17 protein-coding genes are annotated in these 17,189 nt (G+C 54.6%); 8 read left to right on the top strand and 9 right to left on the bottom strand.

Annotated features, from left to right (window positions below; all coding sequences use genetic code 11):
- Positions 1–15: 15 nt before the first annotated feature.
- Positions 16–855 carry a TauD/TfdA dioxygenase family protein gene (locus tag LKO31_RS00085; RefSeq protein ID WP_227688044.1) on the bottom strand — a complete coding sequence of 280 codons (840 nt, stop codon included), beginning with the start codon at positions 853–855 and terminating at the stop codon, positions 16–18.
- An 86-nt stretch (positions 856–941) separates the two neighbouring features.
- Here LKO31_RS00085 and LKO31_RS00080 point away from each other — a divergent pair, with 86 nt between their 5' ends.
- Positions 942–1,595 carry a Crp/Fnr family transcriptional regulator gene (locus LKO31_RS00080; RefSeq protein ID WP_227688042.1) on the top strand — a complete coding sequence of 218 codons (654 nt, stop codon included), beginning with the start codon at positions 942–944 and terminating at the stop codon, positions 1,593–1,595.
- 5 nt (positions 1,596–1,600) lie between these two features.
- Here the strand turns inward: LKO31_RS00080 and LKO31_RS00075 are convergent, their stop codons facing one another.
- The 3 genes from LKO31_RS00075 to LKO31_RS15135 all read right to left on the bottom strand — a co-directional run bounded on the left by LKO31_RS00075 (position 1,601) and on the right by LKO31_RS15135 (position 3,420).
- A complete protein-coding gene (locus tag LKO31_RS00075) occupies positions 1,601–1,990 on the bottom strand; it encodes a VOC family protein (protein WP_227688041.1) in 390 nt (129 codons plus the stop codon).
- A gap of 91 nt (positions 1,991–2,081) precedes the next feature.
- A complete protein-coding gene (locus tag LKO31_RS00070; RefSeq protein WP_227688040.1) occupies positions 2,082–2,306 on the bottom strand; it encodes a hypothetical protein in 225 nt (74 codons plus the stop codon).
- A 409-nt stretch (positions 2,307–2,715) separates the two neighbouring features.
- The gene (locus tag LKO31_RS15135) at positions 2,716–3,420 is read right to left on the bottom strand and encodes a substrate-binding domain-containing protein (RefSeq protein ID WP_407699223.1); all 705 of its coding nucleotides are present in this window, start codon (positions 3,418–3,420) and stop codon (positions 2,716–2,718) included.
- Here LKO31_RS15135 and LKO31_RS00060 point away from each other — a divergent pair.
- Entirely contained in the window at positions 3,365–3,541 is a 177-nt protein-coding gene (locus tag LKO31_RS00060) for a hypothetical protein (protein ID WP_227688298.1), read from the top strand. The genes LKO31_RS15135 and LKO31_RS00060 overlap by 56 nt on opposite strands.
- Before the next feature lie 7 nt (positions 3,542–3,548).
- Here the strand turns inward: LKO31_RS00060 and LKO31_RS00055 are convergent, their stop codons facing one another.
- From LKO31_RS00055 to LKO31_RS00040, 4 genes are all read right to left on the bottom strand, one after another.
- Positions 3,549–4,430 (bottom strand): PstS family phosphate ABC transporter substrate-binding protein, encoded by an 882-nt coding sequence (locus LKO31_RS00055; protein ID WP_227688039.1) that lies wholly within the window; start codon positions 4,428–4,430, stop codon positions 3,549–3,551.
- 193 nt (positions 4,431–4,623) lie between these two features.
- Positions 4,624–5,727 carry a PstS family phosphate ABC transporter substrate-binding protein gene (locus tag LKO31_RS00050; protein ID WP_227688038.1) on the bottom strand — a complete coding sequence of 368 codons (1,104 nt, stop codon included), beginning with the start codon at positions 5,725–5,727 and terminating at the stop codon, positions 4,624–4,626.
- Positions 5,685–6,338: a type 2 periplasmic-binding domain-containing protein gene (locus LKO31_RS00045; RefSeq protein WP_227688037.1), complete on the bottom strand. Its 654-nt coding sequence runs from the start codon at positions 6,336–6,338 to the stop codon at positions 5,685–5,687. The genes LKO31_RS00050 and LKO31_RS00045 overlap by 43 nt, the downstream gene beginning before the upstream one ends.
- Positions 6,339–6,431: 93 nt before the next feature.
- Positions 6,432–7,688: a PstS family phosphate ABC transporter substrate-binding protein gene (locus LKO31_RS00040; RefSeq protein ID WP_227688035.1), complete on the bottom strand. Its 1,257-nt coding sequence runs from the start codon at positions 7,686–7,688 to the stop codon at positions 6,432–6,434.
- A 275-nt stretch (positions 7,689–7,963) separates the two neighbouring features.
- Between LKO31_RS00040 and LKO31_RS00035 the strand changes: the two genes are divergently transcribed.
- The 5 genes from LKO31_RS00035 (at position 7,964) to LKO31_RS00015 (ending at position 15,949) form a co-directional block, all read left to right on the top strand.
- Positions 7,964–10,216, top strand: coding sequence for a TonB-dependent receptor (locus LKO31_RS00035; RefSeq protein ID WP_227688032.1), 2,253 nt, complete (start codon positions 7,964–7,966; stop codon positions 10,214–10,216).
- Positions 10,217–10,242: 26 nt separating this feature from the next.
- Positions 10,243–11,613, top strand: a complete 1,371-nt coding sequence (locus LKO31_RS00030; RefSeq protein ID WP_227688030.1) for a sulfatase family protein — start codon at positions 10,243–10,245, stop codon at positions 11,611–11,613.
- Between the two features lie 88 nt (positions 11,614–11,701).
- Positions 11,702–12,394 carry a TetR/AcrR family transcriptional regulator gene (locus LKO31_RS00025; protein WP_227688028.1) on the top strand — a complete coding sequence of 231 codons (693 nt, stop codon included), beginning with the start codon at positions 11,702–11,704 and terminating at the stop codon, positions 12,392–12,394.
- Between the two features lie 77 nt (positions 12,395–12,471).
- Complete coding sequence (locus tag LKO31_RS00020) at positions 12,472–13,857, top strand: MFS transporter (protein WP_227688026.1); 1,386 nt, start codon at positions 12,472–12,474, stop codon at positions 13,855–13,857.
- Between the two features lie 13 nt (positions 13,858–13,870).
- A complete protein-coding gene (locus LKO31_RS00015; protein WP_227688024.1) occupies positions 13,871–15,949 on the top strand; it encodes a beta-glucosidase family protein in 2,079 nt (692 codons plus the stop codon).
- 77 nt (positions 15,950–16,026) lie between these two features.
- On the opposite strand, the gene LKO31_RS00010 is transcribed toward LKO31_RS00015, so the two are convergent.
- Positions 16,027–16,818, bottom strand: a complete 792-nt coding sequence (locus LKO31_RS00010; RefSeq protein ID WP_227688022.1) for a hypothetical protein — start codon at positions 16,816–16,818, stop codon at positions 16,027–16,029.
- Positions 16,819–16,910: 92 nt separating this feature from the next.
- On the opposite strand from LKO31_RS00010, the gene LKO31_RS00005 reads away from it, so the two are divergent.
- Positions 16,911–17,189 (top strand): transposase (locus LKO31_RS00005; RefSeq protein WP_227688021.1); only part of this gene is annotated, 279 nt, incomplete at its 3' end.

Here is a 17,189-nt window from a genome sequence, read left to right as displayed (position 1 = left end):
CATCGACCGATCAAATTATGCGCCGAACAATTCGCATCCCGACAAAGTAATGCGATGCATCAATCGGCGATGGCCGTGATAATCATTCATGGCATAATGCCATGTGGACCGATTATCCCATATGGCAATGGAACCTGGCGCCCATTGCAGACGGCATTGAAACGCCTCATTTTGCGGAATTTGATACAGATATTGTAACAATGGCAGGCTTTCTTCGCGCGTCCACCCGTCGAAATATAATGTAAAAGCGGGGTTCACATATAAAATCTCACGCCCTGTTTCGGGGTGCTTAATCACCACCGGATGCACCGCACGGGTGCGCAGATCATGACCACGCAGCAAATCGGCCTGATCGGTTTGCGCATAAATACCGTCCGCCGCATAAATATGATCGGCAGAATGCACCGCCCGCATCGTCCGCAGCGTCGCCTTCATTCCTTCGGACAAAGCATCAAAAGCCGCCGTCATGCTGGCGAACAGCGTATCGCCACCGCTGGGCGGCGTTTCACGTGCCAGCAATATTGAACCCATAGCGGGTATTTGATCATAGCTATGGTCCGTATGCCATGCGCCGCCAATATTGGTTTGCTGTGTTTCCGATTTTTTCACTTCCGCGATTTCAGGATATTCACCGTCAATGGGGAAATAATTATTAATATCAATGGCACCCCAGCGCTTGGCAAAGGCAATATGTTGCTCGGGCGTTAGGGATTGGTCACGCGCAAACAACACACCATAGTCCGCCAAACCCCGACGCAGCACATCGACGTCCGCGTCCGTCACATGGCCCAGATCAACGCCGACGACTTCCGCGCCAACATGCTCTGCCAATGGTTTCAATGTGATCATGCTCATGAATTTCTCTCCCATATCCCATATGCTGTTGGCATGATCTTACTCACTCCATCGACAATGATTGTAACATTCGTTACACTTATCCGATGATTGGTGCCGACCAAATTCGCAGCCCATGGTTTGACGCTTTGCCTCCGCCTTTACGCTTGGCAATTCTAGCATCCGCGCGAACTCGTCAATTTGATCAGGGGCAATGGATTTATGGCGAAGGGGATGAGCGCGCCGGCCTCGCAGCAATCTTGGACGGCGCGGTACGACTAGAGGTCGCCGTCGATGCAGATCGCACCGCTTTGATTGGTTTAATTCAAAAAGGTGCGGTGCTCGGGCAATCCCGCAGCACTGGCGGCGGCCAACGCATTGTCACGGCTCGCGCTGCCCGCCCCAGTTTGATCTTGATGCTGGACGATGACGCCATCAGCAAAATCGCTCTTACCCAGCCCGAAATTTTCGGTGCCATCAATCAATTGCTCTATGGTCAGTTGGACACGGTGGTTCGGGCGATGGCCCAATTGCTGATTTTATCCTCCCGAGCGCGCGTTGCCGCACGCCTGCTGTCCAATGCTATGGACGGGCGCGTTTTTGCCAATCAGGCCGACATTGCCGAAATGACAGCCATGTCCCGAAAATCCGTCAACGGCCATTTAGCGGCACTGGTCCAAGCAGGCGCGATCGCAACATATTATGGCGAAATTCAAATAGTGGATGCGGCACGGCTTACCCAAATCGCATCACAGCATTAACGATCCTATTCCGCTTCACCAAAATAGACAAAACTCATCTTATTGCCATCGGGGTCGCGAACATAAGCACCGTAAAAATTGGGGCCATAGTGGGGACGCGGGCCAGGCTCGCCTTCGTTGCTACCGCCATGCGCCAAGGCCGCGCGATACGCCGATCCGACTTCCGCCTCGCTGCCGCACAACAGCCCGACCATCTGCCCGTTTCCGGCCACAGCGGCTTGTTGATCAAAAGGTCGCGCGACCCAAATTCGGCCCCCACCCCGCATTTCATAACAAAAACCATGTGGCATAAAATCGGCAAAGATGGTCCCGCCAATTTGGGGCAAGATCGCATCATAATAGCGCCGCGAAACAGCGACATCATTCGACCCTATCATAACATAATTCAGTGCCATCACGCCCTCCCTTCAAAAAGAACATAAAGTGAACATGTAAATATAATCGCCCTAGCTGGCAAGCCAATTTTCACTGACACTCATCCGTTGATCAATCATTGCCATGGCAAGTTTTACCGCCGTGACAGTCCAATGACAGCAAATCCTGCCAGCTTAGCAAGGCGCGCAGCAAAGCCGACGATGATCCATCCGCCCTGCTGTGACGTTGACCAACGTTCGAGCGAATATCGCTGCCGTCCGGTTGATTGATTTGGGACGAGAGGAGTAAATATATGCGGACATTCACAAGGCGCTCGGCGCTGTTTACGGGTGCCATGGCCAGCCTCATGATGATTGCAGGCTGTTCCGGCGGCAAGGACACAGCCCAAAATGACGGCGCTAGCCCCGCAACAACAGAAGAAAGCGGTCCAGCCTACGCCCTGATCACCCAGCCTGTCGGCAAATCAGCCCCCGCTGATTACGCCCAGCAATTGGCCGCCGCACGCACAGCGGGCGAGATCAGCGACGTTTTGCTGCTGACATCCAAGCCCAGCGAAGAAGGTCCTGTTGGTTTTACCAGCCTTGCGGTTGTTGAATTTCCAAATGGCACGGCCTTTGACAAATGGTCGGGCGAAGCCAAAGCCAAGCTAGGCAATGACTTGGTGGTGCGACGCGCCGACCTGTTGGTTGATGACCGCGCCAAGGCCGATCCCAACGCAGCCTATGTCGTCAATCATTACGAAGCACTAATCCCTGCTGACGACTATGCCGGCTATACCCGTACCTATATTTCGCCCAATATGGACGGGCAGAAAAAGGGCGGCGTCATGACTGGCTATGCCATGTATTATGAGCGCGAACCCGTTGCAGCTATCAAGCGCATGTGGATCGCGCGCAATGGCGCGCTGCATATCGGCGGCCGCTTTGGCTTCGGCAGTTTCGGGGCGCGGAGCCACCGGATATTCCCGCATATTCGCCCATGCCATCCGATTGCTATCGTCCAATATCTTGGCGCGAAAATAGCGACCCGTCCCGCTTTCTGCTTCTGGCGCATAAAGATGGATTGGGCGCTTCGCCCATATACCGCGCAATCCCAAATCGCCCCAACGCCGCGCGCGCCGCGCATGATCGCCAGATGCCGCCCTCAGATCATCGATCGTCAACGATGAGACGGGGTTTGTGGGATGCACCAATGCGGCCAATGCGGGCGAACAGCCCGCCGTGCCAACACTGCCGCACAATATCGATATTCCTTTGGGACGAAAGCGATAGACCCACTCAAAGGCCTGTACCTCGGACTTGGTGGCGTCGCGCCCAATGAAGGCCAAATCGCATGTCGCTGTATAGAGGCCTGCCATCGCGATGTCGCTTCCCCGCATATCGATGGTGACATCAATGTTGGGATGGTCGCTACGAAATGCTTGGCCCCAAGCGGCCAGCACGGCGGCCATGGCCGGTGTTCCTGCCAAACGCAAGCGTCCGCGCTGGCTATGGGCGGGCGGCGCCAAAGTCTGTGCCCATGAAGGCGTGGATATCATCCTGGGCAAAAAGGCCGAGGCCGCCAAGAAATAGCGCCGCTTCATTGCACTTTTCCTAGCTCGCGCCGCTGGAATTCCGCACCAAGCGGCAGATATCCGCTATGCTGGATCAGGATTTTCTGCCCCTCTTTGCTTAGGAGAAAGCGTAGAAACTCACGCACAGCGGGTTTCATCGCTTGGCCGGGCGGCACATCAACATAAGCGGGTATCAATCGAACCAAGGGATAGCTGCGATCTATTAAACTCTGCGGCGTGGCTTCGACAAACGGCCCCTCTGGGGTCCATGCAAGTGGCAGAGGCCGCGCATCGGCGTTGCGATAGCGTATATTGGAAATGGCAATACCATTGGGGTCATCGCCCAGCGCATCCACCATGCGCTGCCCATGATCAACCTGCGCGCCATCTGCACCCACAGCATGTTCATATGCCCGCATCGCGCCGTTCCAGCGATGGCTGCCTTCCAATACGCGCTCACGGAAAAACAAGGCGAAATCCACATCGGTTTTCCAACCATAGGGTTGAATAGCGCGGCCTCGCCACTGTCCCTTCAGCCCCAATCCGCCCCAATCACGAACAGGCCCGCCACCGCGCCGATTTTCTTCGCCAAAAACCGCCTCCAACTGCTTCAGCGTCATGCCCTTGATCGGATTATCCCGATGCACAAAAATCATATGGGCATAGTCGTAAAAATTCACATCAACGCTGCCAGTCGCGACCTCAATTGCCGTCGGGTCATATCCTTTCGCGCGACGAAACGCGCGCAGCGCAGCGGGGCTGATTTCTTCGCCCAAAATCGCAATATCCGCTGCTCCGCTATATAGGGCACCGATAGCCGAGGCCGTGCCATACATCCGGTTTTCAAACGTGACATTCGGGTGATGTTTGGAAAATTCGTCAACCCAACTGGCCAATAATTTCCCCATAAAATCGCGCTTAAAGCTGCCATGCCCCAAATACGCAGATTTCCCGAAACCGGACCGCTTGGTTGATAGGGCGAAAAATCATCCACCACCCGCAATGCGGGATGATCGCCCAAAATTTCCATGCTGCTCTCCGCCAGAGCGGGTTGGCCATGAGCCAGTCCCAATCCGGCGGCCATGGCCCAAAGCCAACGCATTAATCCAGCTTCGCCAATTGGGCTGCGGCAACTTCGGCGGTCAGCGGCAGATATTTTCCGTCTGCCTGAATGGCCGCCTGCCCCTCGCGGCTCAGGACATAACGTAGAAATTCCCTGATCTTGGGATCAACAGGTTTGCCCTTTTCACGGCGGAAATAATAATAAACATCGCGGATCAACGGATAACTGCGATCCTGAACGCGGTCCAACTCCAACGGAACATAAGTTTTCCCGCCATCCGTCGACAGGGGAAGCAATTTTGTTTGCGCGTTTAAAAATGGCTTACCCGTATAGGCAATGCCATATTTATCATTGGCCAAGGCATTGATAATCAATTCACCGCCAGCGGTCAGCGACCCGTCTACGTTCAGGCCCGCCATATTGGAAAAGGCGCGCATTTCCTCATTCCATTTGCCAGACCCTTTCAACACTTTCTTGTCAATTTCGTCGTTGAAATGATATTTCGCATTATAACCGTAAACGGTGATCGGCTTGTTCGCCCAAGCCCCCTTGACGCCCAACTGGCCCCATGTCCGAATATTGCTCTCGGATCCCCGCGCTACACTGGTATCCCATGTCAGCCCGTCCCAGCCTCCGTCGCGGCGGCTGCCCAATATGCCGTCCAATTGCTCCATCGTCAGGCCGGTAATGGGATTATCTTTGTGAACAAAAATACCCAGCGCAAAGGTCCATCCGCGCACATCATGCGACCCTGTGGCCATGATGATTTCAACAACCTCGCCGGCCCCCACGCCTTCATCGCCGCCCTGTGCGCCTTCGCCGTCAAAGCCTTTTAACTCATCCCACAAGGCTTGCCGCCCCATCGGGGCGAGATCCGCTGCGCCGGAAATCAACCCAGGAAAGGCGATAGAGGAACTGTATAAATTATCGTCAACTTCAATCTGCGGATGATATCGGCGAAACTCCTCCTGCCACACGTCCATCAACCCGCTGTCGCTCAGATAATTATTTACCCATTGCCTTACACCTCCCTGAACCTGTTGTTGTGGAACATAAGGTCCTAGTTCTGATATATTGAATTTAGGGGTATAAAATATTTTCACGGCACGACCGCGATTGCCAATGGCGCGTGCTTTGGACAAAGCATCCGCATCGGTGGTGGGGGCACTGCTATTTCGTGCCCCTGCCGATAGACGCTGCCATTATATCCGCCGTTGCGCGCCGTGCCGAACACACCGCCTAATTGCTTCATGCTGATCCGGCTGATCGGATTATCTTTGTGAACCAGAATGATAAAGCTGGGCGAGCAACCATAAACATCGTAAGACCCCCTCGCGGCCCTAATTTCGGTGGCGGGATATTTATATACCTGTTCAAAGGTTAGATGATCCATCAATGTCGCCGGACGCCCGACGCCCAAATCCGCCACTTTACCAGCAACGCTTGGTACCACGATACCGGCGGTTGGCAAATTATATTCAATCTCGATATTCAGGTGTAACTTATTGAATTCACTTGCCCAATATCCACAACGCGGACCATCTTTTAAATAGTTACGGCCCCAAATGCGCAGCTTGCCACTCAGTTGCTGTGTCGGGCGATAAATCGGCAGGTCGGACAGGTCCCACTTCTTGCTATATCCACCGACGGTCGCTTTTTGTCGGCGAAATCCCGTAACGTCCAGCGTCCAAATGCTCCGCTTGGCATTGGTTGGCCAGCCTCTGTACCACTGACCGTGTCCGAAGGGGCACAAGATGCGCCTTCGGCACTTTAGGCTGGTCCGGTCGCAATGCTGAGCATTGCAACCGAAACCGAGGCACAGAGGATAGCCAATCGCTGCATCATATTAGTCGAGCTTCTTCAATTGCTCGGCCAAATATTCTGGCGTCAGCGGGTAATAATAACCCACGCGCGCCATGATTTCCTGACCTTCGCGGCTCAGGACAAAGCGCATGAATTCACGCACCTTGGGGTCCAAAGCTTGGCCGGGCGCTTTATTGACATAGAAATATGCGTCACGGATCAACGGATAGGTGCGGCCTGCAACCGATTCCGGCGTCAAGGCAACAGCAGCGCCGCCGCCACGTGGGATCACTTTCAGAACCTTTACGTCCGGATAGTTTTTGGCGTGCATCAAAGCTGCAATGCCGATGGCATTGGGGTTCTTGGACAAATCCGCCAAAGCTGCGGTGCTGCCGATATCATTTTCAGTGCCAGGAACAGCTTGCTTCGCTTCCACATATTCGCGGAAATTCGGGTTCATCTTTTGCGACCAGCTCAGCAACTGACGCTGAATTGCGATCGAGAAACCAGGGGCGACATGACCGAAGGTTTCGATTTCTTTATTGGCCATTGCACCGCGAATGCCAAGCTGGCCCCAAGTGCGGATCAGGTTGGAACGGTCTAAAGCCAGACGCGAGCTATATTTATAGTCGCCGTTATACAATTCCCAACCGCCGGTACGTTCCGAACCGAACAGACGTTCCAGTTGGTCCACCGAAATTTCATTCAGCGGATTATTCTTGTTGACCACAATAGCCCAAGCGAACAGCGAACCGCGCTTTTCATAACCACCGGTGGCCACCGAAATTTCGATCGGCATATAACCATATGTGTTATAGAAAGGCATCATGTCGGTAATCTTGGCGTCGTCACCCATGGGGGCAACGTCCGATGCGCCCATATAAAGACCAGCAATACCACCTTCGCTGGACGGAATATGGCTCGTCGCCATTTTCGCTTCGGGGTGGAATGGGGCAACGGCTGCGGCCAATTGCGGCACAGCATTTTTCAATTCACTGCCAACAATGCGCAGACCACCAACAACACGGTGCTGCGGGGTATAAGACGGCAGTTTTGGCAGCAACGGCGGTGGCTGTTCGCGGTAACGCGCCATCGTTTCGGGGCCGTTTTTACGGAGCATATCCTTGGTGCGATCAAATGCCGCATAGGTCGCATTTTCTGCCAACAGACGTGGACGCAAAACACCCTTGAAATCTTCGGATTTTTCAAAGGCTACGGGGTCGCGATATTCCATCAGCAACCATGTTTTACCGGCCGTTCCGCGTTCCAAATACATGGTATAGCGCAAGATTGCTGACATGCCCCTGTCACTGGCTATCTAAATCCTATCATTCTGCGCGGCAAAAATGGTGTTTCGAAGGTCCCTAGGGTGAAGCCTGTCCCGCCCAATGGCGGCAGCACCTACGTGCCGCGATCCCCAATAGTGTTGCTAAGTCGCGAAAAGAAAACTTCATCCAAATTACGCAAAATGTAAATATATAACTGATTTTTAATAATATTTAAAATTTCCTCCACCAATTGACAGCCGCGCACAAAAATAGCTATCCAAGTGGATAAAAATTGGGAGGGTGAAATATGCGCGCACTTACTATGTTGCTATGCTCGGTCATGATGCCCAGCATCGCCGCTGCACAAGAGGCAGGAAATCAAGCCGACGGACCGCACAGCAGCGGCAGTCACAATGACATCATCGTGACCGCGCAAAAGCGCACCCAGTCTTTGCAAGAGGTGCCGGTGTCCGTCGCCGTTCTTAGCGGGGAACAGTTGACGGACCGCAACATCACCGAAATATCGCAGTTGCAGACCTCCACCCCCAACTTCTCCTTTCAAGGCAGCAGCAATCCACGCGGCGCAGGCATTTCCATTCGCGGTATAGGCACCAATAATTTCTCCTCGGCGGTCGAGGGGTCCGTCGGCATTGTCGTCGATGGCGTCCCACTGGGCCGACAGGGCGCAGGCCTGACAGACTTTTTCGATGTGGCCCGCGTTGAAATTTTACGCGGACCCCAAGGCACTTTGTTTGGCAAAAATGCCTCGGCGGGTGTGCTTAACATTGTCACCAACGACCCAAGCTATGACTGGAGCGGGCGCGTTCAGGCCAGCTATGGCGAGCGGAACGAATTTGTGCTGCGCGGCGTGGTCACGGGCGGACTGACCGACACATTGGCCATCCGCGCCTCCGCCTATCGGACGACGCGTGACGGCTATATCAACAATGTGCACAATGGGTCCAAATTGAACAACCGCGACGAATGGGGTGTTCGCGGCAAGCTATTGTGGGAACCCACCGACCATGTCCGCGTGCTGCTGGCGGGCGATTATAACAAACGCGACGCGGACTGTTGCATGTGGACCATCCGCAGCTTTGGGAACAATGCCGATATTCGCACCCAATTAACAAATGCTGGCATCACCGTCGGACCCAACAACCGGGATGTTTTGCTGGATGGCCAAACCTTTATCAAACAGGAAAATTACGGATTTTCCGGACAAATTGACGTCGAGACATCCGGCGGCCTAACATTGACGTCGATCACCGCAGTGCGCCAATGGGACACCATCGACAATAGCGATAGCGACCAACGCGCCACAGCGGTGCTGAACCACAATGCGGGGACCAGCACCCAGCGTCAATTTACGCAGGAATTGCGACTGACGTCGCCTGCCAAGCAGAATGTCGAATGGGTAGCGGGCCTGTTCCTGTTCGATCAAGATTATGACCTACAAAATTCGCAAATGGGCAGCTTTGACTTTGTTCCGCTGACGACAGTTTTGTCTCGGGCAATTGATGTTAAAAATGATACGCTAAATATCGCGGCCTTTGGCGACATGACGTTGAATATAAGCGATAAATTCAATATTTTCGGTGGCTTACGCTATACCCATGAGAAATTGGAAACCAGCTTCCGCCGCTATACTTTGCCCAATACCGGCGCTGCGGCAGCCCCCATTCCGCTGCAAAGCCGGACCCGAACAGACAAGGCTTGGTCGTGGCGCATGGGTGCGCGCTATATGCCGTCCGATGAAGTGACAATTTATGGCAGCATCGCCCGCGGGTTTAAGGGTGGCGGATTCAATCCTTTGCTGGATGTTGCGGCGCTTCGCACCGTCGAACCGGAAACTCCAACAGCCTATGAACTGGGCATAAAGACCCAGCTTTTCGACCGGCGCGTTCGCTTGAACATCGCGCTTTTCCATACCGATTTCGACAATTTTCAGGCCCAAGCGATTGGCACGTCCGACACCGGAACCATTGTCTTTGACGTCATCAATGCGGGGTCGCTGCGCACACGCGGGGTTGAAGCGGATGTGAACATCGATTTCGGCGCAGGCCTGACGCTAAGCGGGGGCGCAGCCTATACCGATGCCAAATATACCGACTTTGTGGGCGCGCCTTGCTTCTTTGGGCAAAGCGTTTCGCAAGGATGTGAAGTCTTTGGCGCACAAAAACGTCAGGATTTGACGGGCAAGGCCTTGGCTATGGCCCCCAAATTCACGGGCAATGCCACGCTGCGCTATGAAACACAGATCAGCCCAGCCGGCCACGGCCTGTTCGGCCAGATCAGCTATGCCTATCGCAGCTCCACCTATTTGGCGCTGGATTTGGACCCCAATTCCATTCAACGGCGCTATGGCCTGTGGGATGCACAAATCGGCCTGTCCTTGCGAGATGACCGGATGAAAGCATGGCTGTGGGGCAAAAATTTGACCAACAAGCATTTTGTTGAAATGATTTATGACACCCCGCTGGATACCGGTGGCCAAGCCCAGTTTTTCCCGATGAACGCCGACCGCCAAATTGGCGCAACCGTGGAGTTTCGTTTCTAATGACCCAATGGGACCGCCGAAGCGCAATGGCTTCTATTACCGCCATGGGGGCAGCGCTGCTTGCGCCCATGGCACTGGCGAAACCGAAACAGCCATCATCCGTCAAGCCGCCCAATTTCATCATCATCTTGGCCGATGATTTGGGCTATGGCGACATGTCTGTGACGGGCAGCCGCGCTATCAAAACCCCCAATATCGATCGCATGGCCCAAGACGGCCTGCTGATGAGCGATGCTTATGCTTCGGCCAATATTTGCACGCCGTCGCGGGCGGGATTGTTAACCGGACGCTATCCCATTCGCACGGGACTTGGTTGGCAAGTCATTCAGGCCAATGATGAAAATGGGCTTCCCCCCAGCGAAGTGACCATAGCCGAAATGTTGGGCAAGGATTACCGCTCTGCCTTGATCGGCAAATGGCATTTGGGCCATGTCGCCCCCTATTGGCCGCCGACCGTCCAAGGCTTTGACCTGTTTTTCGGCTTACCATACAGCCATGATATGAAGCCTTTATCGCTGTATAGCGCGGGCGATGGCGTCGAATTTACGCAAGAAGATGTGGACATGGTCCGCCTTACCCAGCGTTTCTTCGACCGCGCCGGCGAATTTGTCGCCGCCAGCCAAAATCAGCCTTTCTTCCTGATGCTCGCCCTGACCGCGCCGCATATTCCGCTACACCCCCATCCCGACCATCATGGCCATAGCGCGGCGGGCGATTATGGCGATGTGGTAGAGGAAATCGACGCCCGCGTCGGAACGCTGCGCCAGCAGTTGGAACAATTGGGGCTGGCGGAAAACACCTATGTTTTCATCACGTCCGACAATGGTCCATGGTTTGAAGGCTCCAGCGGCCCCTTGCGCGACCGAAAAGGCGGCGCAGGCTGGGACGGCGGATATCGCGTGCCCTTGGTTGCATGGGCACCAGGCCGTATTGCCCCAGCCAGCACCAGCAATGCCCTGACGATGAACATTGATTTTCTGCCAACCCTCGCGGCCTTGGCTGGCCGCCCCCTGCCCGCCAATGTGGCCATAGATGGCAAAGATATCAGCCAGATACTGCATCACGGCGGCCCCAGCCCCCATGATGAACTCTTGCTATTCGACAATGAAAAAGTCGCCGCAGTGCGCACCGATCAGTGGAAATTTGTCGCGCGCAGCTATTACCGCGAATATGATATTCCCTTGGCGGCAATGGGGGCCAATTTGCTGTTTGACGTGCGAGCAGATCCGTCGGAAAATTACAATATCGCGGCGCGCCACCCCGATATTGTGAAGGACATGCGCGCACGTTTTGAGCGGGCCCGTGCAAATTTTGAGCCCTTGGCAAGGCATGTCGCGCCCGAAAAAATACCCATCGCTTCGCCCAAGCCCGCCCCCAAAGCAGAACCAATGCCGTAGCGACCACGCTGACGGCACATCACCCCAATTGCAAATGGCCGTTCAGCGCATCATCAGCGTTGCACAGGGCCATATTTGCCGCGTAAGCATGACAATCGACCGCGATATCGCAGACGATCAACGGAGAAGCCAGTTGCCGGCCACGCCCGCACCCAAAAAACGCGTCCAAGACCGAGGTCTTGCAACCAAACAGCGCATCCTTGACGAAGCTCTGCAACAATTTTCCCGTTCCGGCTTTGACGCCGTAGGCGTACGCGACATTGCCGAGGCAGCTGGTGTGCAACATGGTTTGATCAAATATCATTTCGGTACCAAGGATAATTTGTGGCGAGAGGCGGTCCGGCAATTGTTTCAACGCGCCACCCAAATTCTTCAGGTTCCGCCTGAAGAAGAGAATCTATCCACCGAAGAAGCAACAGAAAAAGCGTTACGTCGATATGTGCGTTATTGCGCCGATCATCCCGAGCACGCCCGCCTGATGGTTCAGGAAAGCTTCCGTGACAATGAACGACTGGAATGGGCGTCCCGTAAATTTATTCGCCCTAGCCATGACGACATTTTGCCACGCTGGCAGGATTTGATCGGCAAGGGCGTAGCCCCCAATATTGATCCTGTCCTGATGCTTTATGCCATGACGGGGGCGGCTCAAACCTTGTTCAGCATCGCTGCCGAAGCGAAACACAGCCATGGCATAGACGCATTATCCGAAGAAGTTATCCAACAATATTCGGATGTTATCGTTACACTGTTCATGCCGGGCCTGATGTCCGCGCACATATAATTCTCCATCTGGATAAAAATCTAGAAATTGCCGCCGTCATTGATTAGGCTCTGCATGATAAAAGCGGAGAGAGAGCGATGGCGGGCGAGCAACAAAGCAGTGACGCATCCGAAAAATTGGGCCTAGGCCGCGTCATCGCTTATGGCTCGGGCGATTTGGCGTTCAATCTCTACTTCACATTTTGTTCGTTGTTTTTGCTGTATTTTTACACGGACGTTCTGGGCATTTCGCCATCCGTCGCGGGGCTGATCATCATGGCCGCGCTGGTGTGGGAAGGTGTTACAGACCCAGCCATGGGGATTATCGCCAGCCGCACGCACAGCCGCTTTGGCAGCTATCGCCCCTATATTTTATATGGCGCACCCTTTTTGGCCCTGTCTTTCATCGCCATGTTTTGGCCAACGGGGCTTCAAGGTCCGGCCCTCGCGCTCTTTTGCTTGGTCGCCCATATCTTATTCCGAACCGTCTATACGGTGGTGAATATTCCTTATGTGGCGCTATCCGCCCGCATGACCACCGACAGCATGGATCGATCGCGATTGGCGGGTGCGCGTATGATGTTCGCCATTTTGACGGGGCTTTTGTTGGCGGCCGCCACCCTGCCCATGGTGACGAAGTTCGGCGGCGGCGAAGACGGGTTTCTGCGGGTCAGCCAAATCTATGCCTTAATCGCGACACTGGTGCTGCTTGTCTGCTTTGCCCGCACCCACGAACAGGCGAACGTGGCAGATACCAACCACTCCAATTTACGGGACATGATGGTCGCGGTCCGTCGCAATCGCCCATTTCTGCTGTTGCTGGCCGCAACGCTGATCGGATCCATTGGATACACAATGGGCGGCAAGGCTTTGCTTTACTATATGAAATATCATGCTGGTAATGAAAATAGCATCACCGTCGGTCTGACCATATCCTTGACCGCTGCGGCGCTGGCGATGATCCCATGGGTCATGGTGACGCGGCGCACCAGCAAGCGTGCCGTGTGGCTGTGCGGTGTATGTCTGGGCTCCACCGCCAATATCCTCATCTTCGCCTTCGCGCCCAAAGCAGGCCTATTTTTTTATGCGTTGCTGGCGATAAATGGGGTTGGCAACGCCGCCTTTGTCCTCAGCTTTTGGTCGATGCTGCCGGACACCGTCGAAATTGGGGAATGGCAAAGCGGCGTGCGCGCCGAAGGGGCGTTGGTGGGCTTTTTGGCCTTTACCCAAAAGGTCGCCTTGGGGCTGGGCACAGGTATGATCGGCATTTTGCTCGATCTGGCGGGATATCAACCCAATCGGACCCAATCCCCCGAAACCATTGGCTATATTCAAGCCATGACCGGCCTAGCACCCGCGGTCGCGGCCATCATGGCGGGTGCCATTATCGCCTTTTATCCGCTCGATAATCATACCCACAACCGCCTTGTCCGCGCTTTGTCCCGTCGCCGTACGCGTTCGCCCCTCTCTGCTTCTCTATTGTAACAAGGCCTTCGCCATGACCCTAACCTCCGCCTATGATTATGATTATTCCCCGCGCCGCGGCGCATCGCCCGAATGGATAGACAATATAGTCGACGCCATATTGGCCGAAGCCACGCTTGGCGAAAAAATCGCCATGTTATCGGGCCGTGGCTTCTTCCAAGAATTTGTCGAGGATGGACGCTTATGGGGTGCCCGCCCCTATCGGGCAGGCAGCGGCATTGAGCGACTAAAGGTTCCGCCCATCTATTTTTCTGACGGACCACGCGGGGTCGCGCGCGGTCAAAGCACTTGTTTTCCTTGTACAATGGCGCGCGGCGCAACCTTTGACACAGATTTGGAAATGCGCATTGGCGCTGTGATGGGCACGGAAATGCGGGCCCAAGGCTGTGACTTGTCGGGGGCCATTTGCATCAACTTGCTTCGCCATCCCGCTTGGGGGCGCGCCCAAGAAACCTATGGCGAAGACCCGCATCATTTGGGGGCGATGGGAACCGCCTTGGGGCTGGGCATCCAAAGCCAGAATGTCATGGCGACGGTCAAACATTTCGCGCTCAATTCCATGGAAAACACACGCTTCAGCGTCAATGTCAGCATCGACGAGCGCTCGTTGCACGAAATTTACTTGCCACATTTCAAAATATGTCTGGACGCCGGCGTTGCGACGGTAATGAGCGCTTACAACCAATTTAATGGCGAATATTGCGGCCAGCACCATGGCCTGTTGACCGACATTTTGCGCGGTGAATGGGGTTTTTCGGGCTTCGTGCACAGCGACTGGGTGATGGGCTTGTACAAGCCCTATGCCGTATCGGCGGGGCTGGACATTGAAAATCCCGAACCGCAAATTTGGGGCGACAAGCTGTTGACCGCTGTTGAGGCTGGCCATATCGCGCCCTTTGTGATTGATCGGGCGTGCCGCAATATTTTACGCACCCAATATCATTTCGCCTGCGCGCCGGACCCACGCCCAGAATATGGCATAGATTTGGTCGCCAACCCTCAGCATATCGCCCTAGCCCGCGAGGCAGCAGAAAAATCCATCACCCTGCTGGAAAATAACGGGATACTACCCCTTGACGCCAAAAAGATCGGCCGCCTTGCGGTGCTTGGGAAATTGGCTGATCAGGAAAATACGGGTGATCGCGGGTCCAGCCGCGTTCGCCCACCCTATGTGGTCACACCCTTGGCAGCGCTGGAAGAAAAATTGGGCCAAGAGGCCATTTTGCGCGGCGATGAAGATGATCTGGAAGCCGCCGCCGCCGCCGCCAACGCCGCCGATGCTGTGCTGATCGTCGCGGGTTACACCGCACGCGAAGAGGGCGAGTTCATCCCTGGCGACCTGACCTTGGGCCAAGACGGCGAAGGACGCCCCTCCATTGGCGGGGACCGCACATCGCTGTCGCTGCCCCCACAGCAGATTGCGCTCATCCACGCCATGGCGAAAACGGGAAAGCCGGTTATCGTCACGATCGTTGCGGGATCGGCCGTGATGGTCGAGGAGTGGCGGGACCAAGTCGGCGCAATATTCCAAAGCTTTTACAGCGGGATGGAAGGTGGGCATGCCTTGGCCGACCTGTTATTCGGCGAAATCAGTCCGTCGGGACGGCTACCCTTCACCGTTGCCCGTGACGCCGCCCATTATCCCTATTTTGACCGCGACGCCACGCAGGTCACCTATGATTATTGGCATGGCTATGGGAAATTCGCCCGCGATAACAGCGTCCCGCGCTATGCCTTTGGCCACGGCCTGAGCTATGCGTCCTTCAGTCAAGGCGGTTTGAAACTTCACCGCACCCATGACGCAATAGAGGTTGAGATCCAGATCACCAATAACGCCCCCATTCGCAGCGATGAAATCCTCTTCGCCTATATCAGCACGCCCGGCGGAATTGAGCGGTGGCCATATGTGCTGAAGGCCTTCACGCGGTTGAGCTTATGCGCCGGAGAAACGCGCCTAGCTAGACTGCAAATCAAATTAGAGGATTTACGCTATCGCGATCCGCTGTCCCACGGGTGGCGATTTGAACATGGGCAATATGAGCTGCGTCTGTGCGGAACCGGCCACGTATCCAGCGCGACCATCATGCTATAGCAGCAATTTTTCAGCAAAAATTCCCATAAAAAGGCCATAGTTTCTGATAACTACGGCCTTTTTATGATGATATACGATTAAGGCTGTTGACCAACACGCAATGTGTATCGCCCTGATGCGCTTTCATCGCCAATGCTCGATGCACGCACGATATAATTGCCTGTTTTTTCTGGAACGAAGCTAATAAATGCATTCACTTCATCACCGCCGTCATCATCGCTGGCAATTTCATTATTTCCGTTCCGATCATTTTCGGCAAATACCGACAAATGCGGATCCAGACCTTCACCATCGCGGTCCATATAGATGAAGGCTTGCTTTCCTGCTTCGAAGCGGAACAGATAATCATCCACACGGCGATTGCGTACGACGGCATCAGATGATGACAATTCACCGGTGAAATGCTTAAATACAACGGTGCTGGTGCTCACGGGATTGGGGCGTAACAACGCTGGCAAAGGCGGCAGATTTTTAATTTTCAGGACATAGCTGCCCATATTGTCATTATAGGATGACACCCGAACCCGATAGGTGCCAGTCCGCGCAGGAATAAATTCCAAATAGCTGTTGGTACCGTCACCGCCATCATCATCCTCGGCCAATGTCTCATCATTGTCATCCGCGAACGACAAGCGTAGCTTGGTGTCGAAATCATCGCTGGTCACGCCAATGGAATAGCGCTTTCCGGCTTCAAATGTTAGCGTACGAACCTGATAGCGACGCCCGTCATTTGATGGGCTCGAATTGCTGATCGTACCATTTAGATTTTGCTCGCCGCCGCGTCCGCTTTGGGCGAAGGCTGGGCTTCCGACCATTGCGGTGGCGGCCAATAACATGCCGCTGATCTTCGCTACCGAAGCTTTTGCCATAAATTCCTGTCCCCCGTCAGCGCCTATGGCACAGATTTGAGGTTGCGAATTAAGGAGTGTTTTGGTCTCATCGTAGTGACGAAGGAACGCAGATGAGAGCAAAACACTCAGTCGCCAAAAAGCCAGCCGAGGCGGTGGTGAAGGACATACGCCGAGCGACGCGTCGGCAGTTTTCAGCCGAGGATAAAATCCGGATTGTGCTGGAGGGCTTGCGCGGTGACGATAGTATCGCCGAACTCTGCCGCAAGGAAGGTATCGCCCAGAGCCTATATTACACATGGTCGAAAGAGTTCATGGAAGCTGGCAAGCGCCGTCTGGCCGGCGACACTGCCCGCGCTGCGACAAGCGGCGAAGTGCAGGATCTGCGCCGT

This window comes from Sphingopyxis yananensis (genome assembly GCF_020687785.1).
Taxonomy (GTDB): Bacteria; Pseudomonadota; Alphaproteobacteria; order Sphingomonadales; family Sphingomonadaceae; genus Sphingopyxis; species Sphingopyxis yananensis.
Note: the sequence above shows the minus strand (reverse complement) of the source record. Positions and strands in the feature narration are given on the sequence as shown.

What these genes read in the sequence shown, in the direction of transcription:
- LKO31_RS00060 (WP_227688298.1), top strand. Translation starts at nt 3,365, where the DNA reads ATGTTGGGATGGTCGCTACGAAATGCTTGGCCCCAAGCGGCCAGCACG.
- LKO31_RS00015 (WP_227688024.1), top strand. Translation starts at nt 13,871, where the DNA reads ATGACCCTAACCTCCGCCTATGATTATGATTATTCCCCGCGCCGCGGC.
- LKO31_RS00040 (WP_227688035.1), bottom strand. Translation starts at nt 7,688, where the DNA reads ATGTCAGCAATCTTGCGCTATACCATGTATTTGGAACGCGGAACGGCC.
- LKO31_RS00030 (WP_227688030.1), top strand. Translation starts at nt 10,243, where the DNA reads ATGGCTTCTATTACCGCCATGGGGGCAGCGCTGCTTGCGCCCATGGCA.
- LKO31_RS00035 (WP_227688032.1), top strand. Translation starts at nt 7,964, where the DNA reads ATGCGCGCACTTACTATGTTGCTATGCTCGGTCATGATGCCCAGCATC.
- LKO31_RS00085 (WP_227688044.1), bottom strand. Translation starts at nt 855, where the DNA reads ATGAGCATGATCACATTGAAACCATTGGCAGAGCATGTTGGCGCGGAA.
- LKO31_RS00010 (WP_227688022.1), bottom strand. Translation starts at nt 16,818, where the DNA reads ATGGCAAAAGCTTCGGTAGCGAAGATCAGCGGCATGTTATTGGCCGCC.
- LKO31_RS15135 (WP_407699223.1), bottom strand. Translation starts at nt 3,420, where the DNA reads ATGGCCGCCGTGCTGGCCGCTTGGGGCCAAGCATTTCGTAGCGACCAT.
- LKO31_RS00080 (WP_227688042.1), top strand. Translation starts at nt 942, where the DNA reads ATGATTGGTGCCGACCAAATTCGCAGCCCATGGTTTGACGCTTTGCCT.
- LKO31_RS00055 (WP_227688039.1), bottom strand. Translation starts at nt 4,430, where the DNA reads ATGGGGAAATTATTGGCCAGTTGGGTTGACGAATTTTCCAAACATCAC.
- LKO31_RS00025 (WP_227688028.1), top strand. Translation starts at nt 11,702, where the DNA reads ATGACAATCGACCGCGATATCGCAGACGATCAACGGAGAAGCCAGTTG.
- LKO31_RS00070 (WP_227688040.1), bottom strand. Translation starts at nt 2,306, where the DNA reads ATGGCACCCGTAAACAGCGCCGAGCGCCTTGTGAATGTCCGCATATAT.
- LKO31_RS00020 (WP_227688026.1), top strand. Translation starts at nt 12,472, where the DNA reads ATGGCGGGCGAGCAACAAAGCAGTGACGCATCCGAAAAATTGGGCCTA.
- LKO31_RS00075 (WP_227688041.1), bottom strand. Translation starts at nt 1,990, where the DNA reads ATGGCACTGAATTATGTTATGATAGGGTCGAATGATGTCGCTGTTTCG.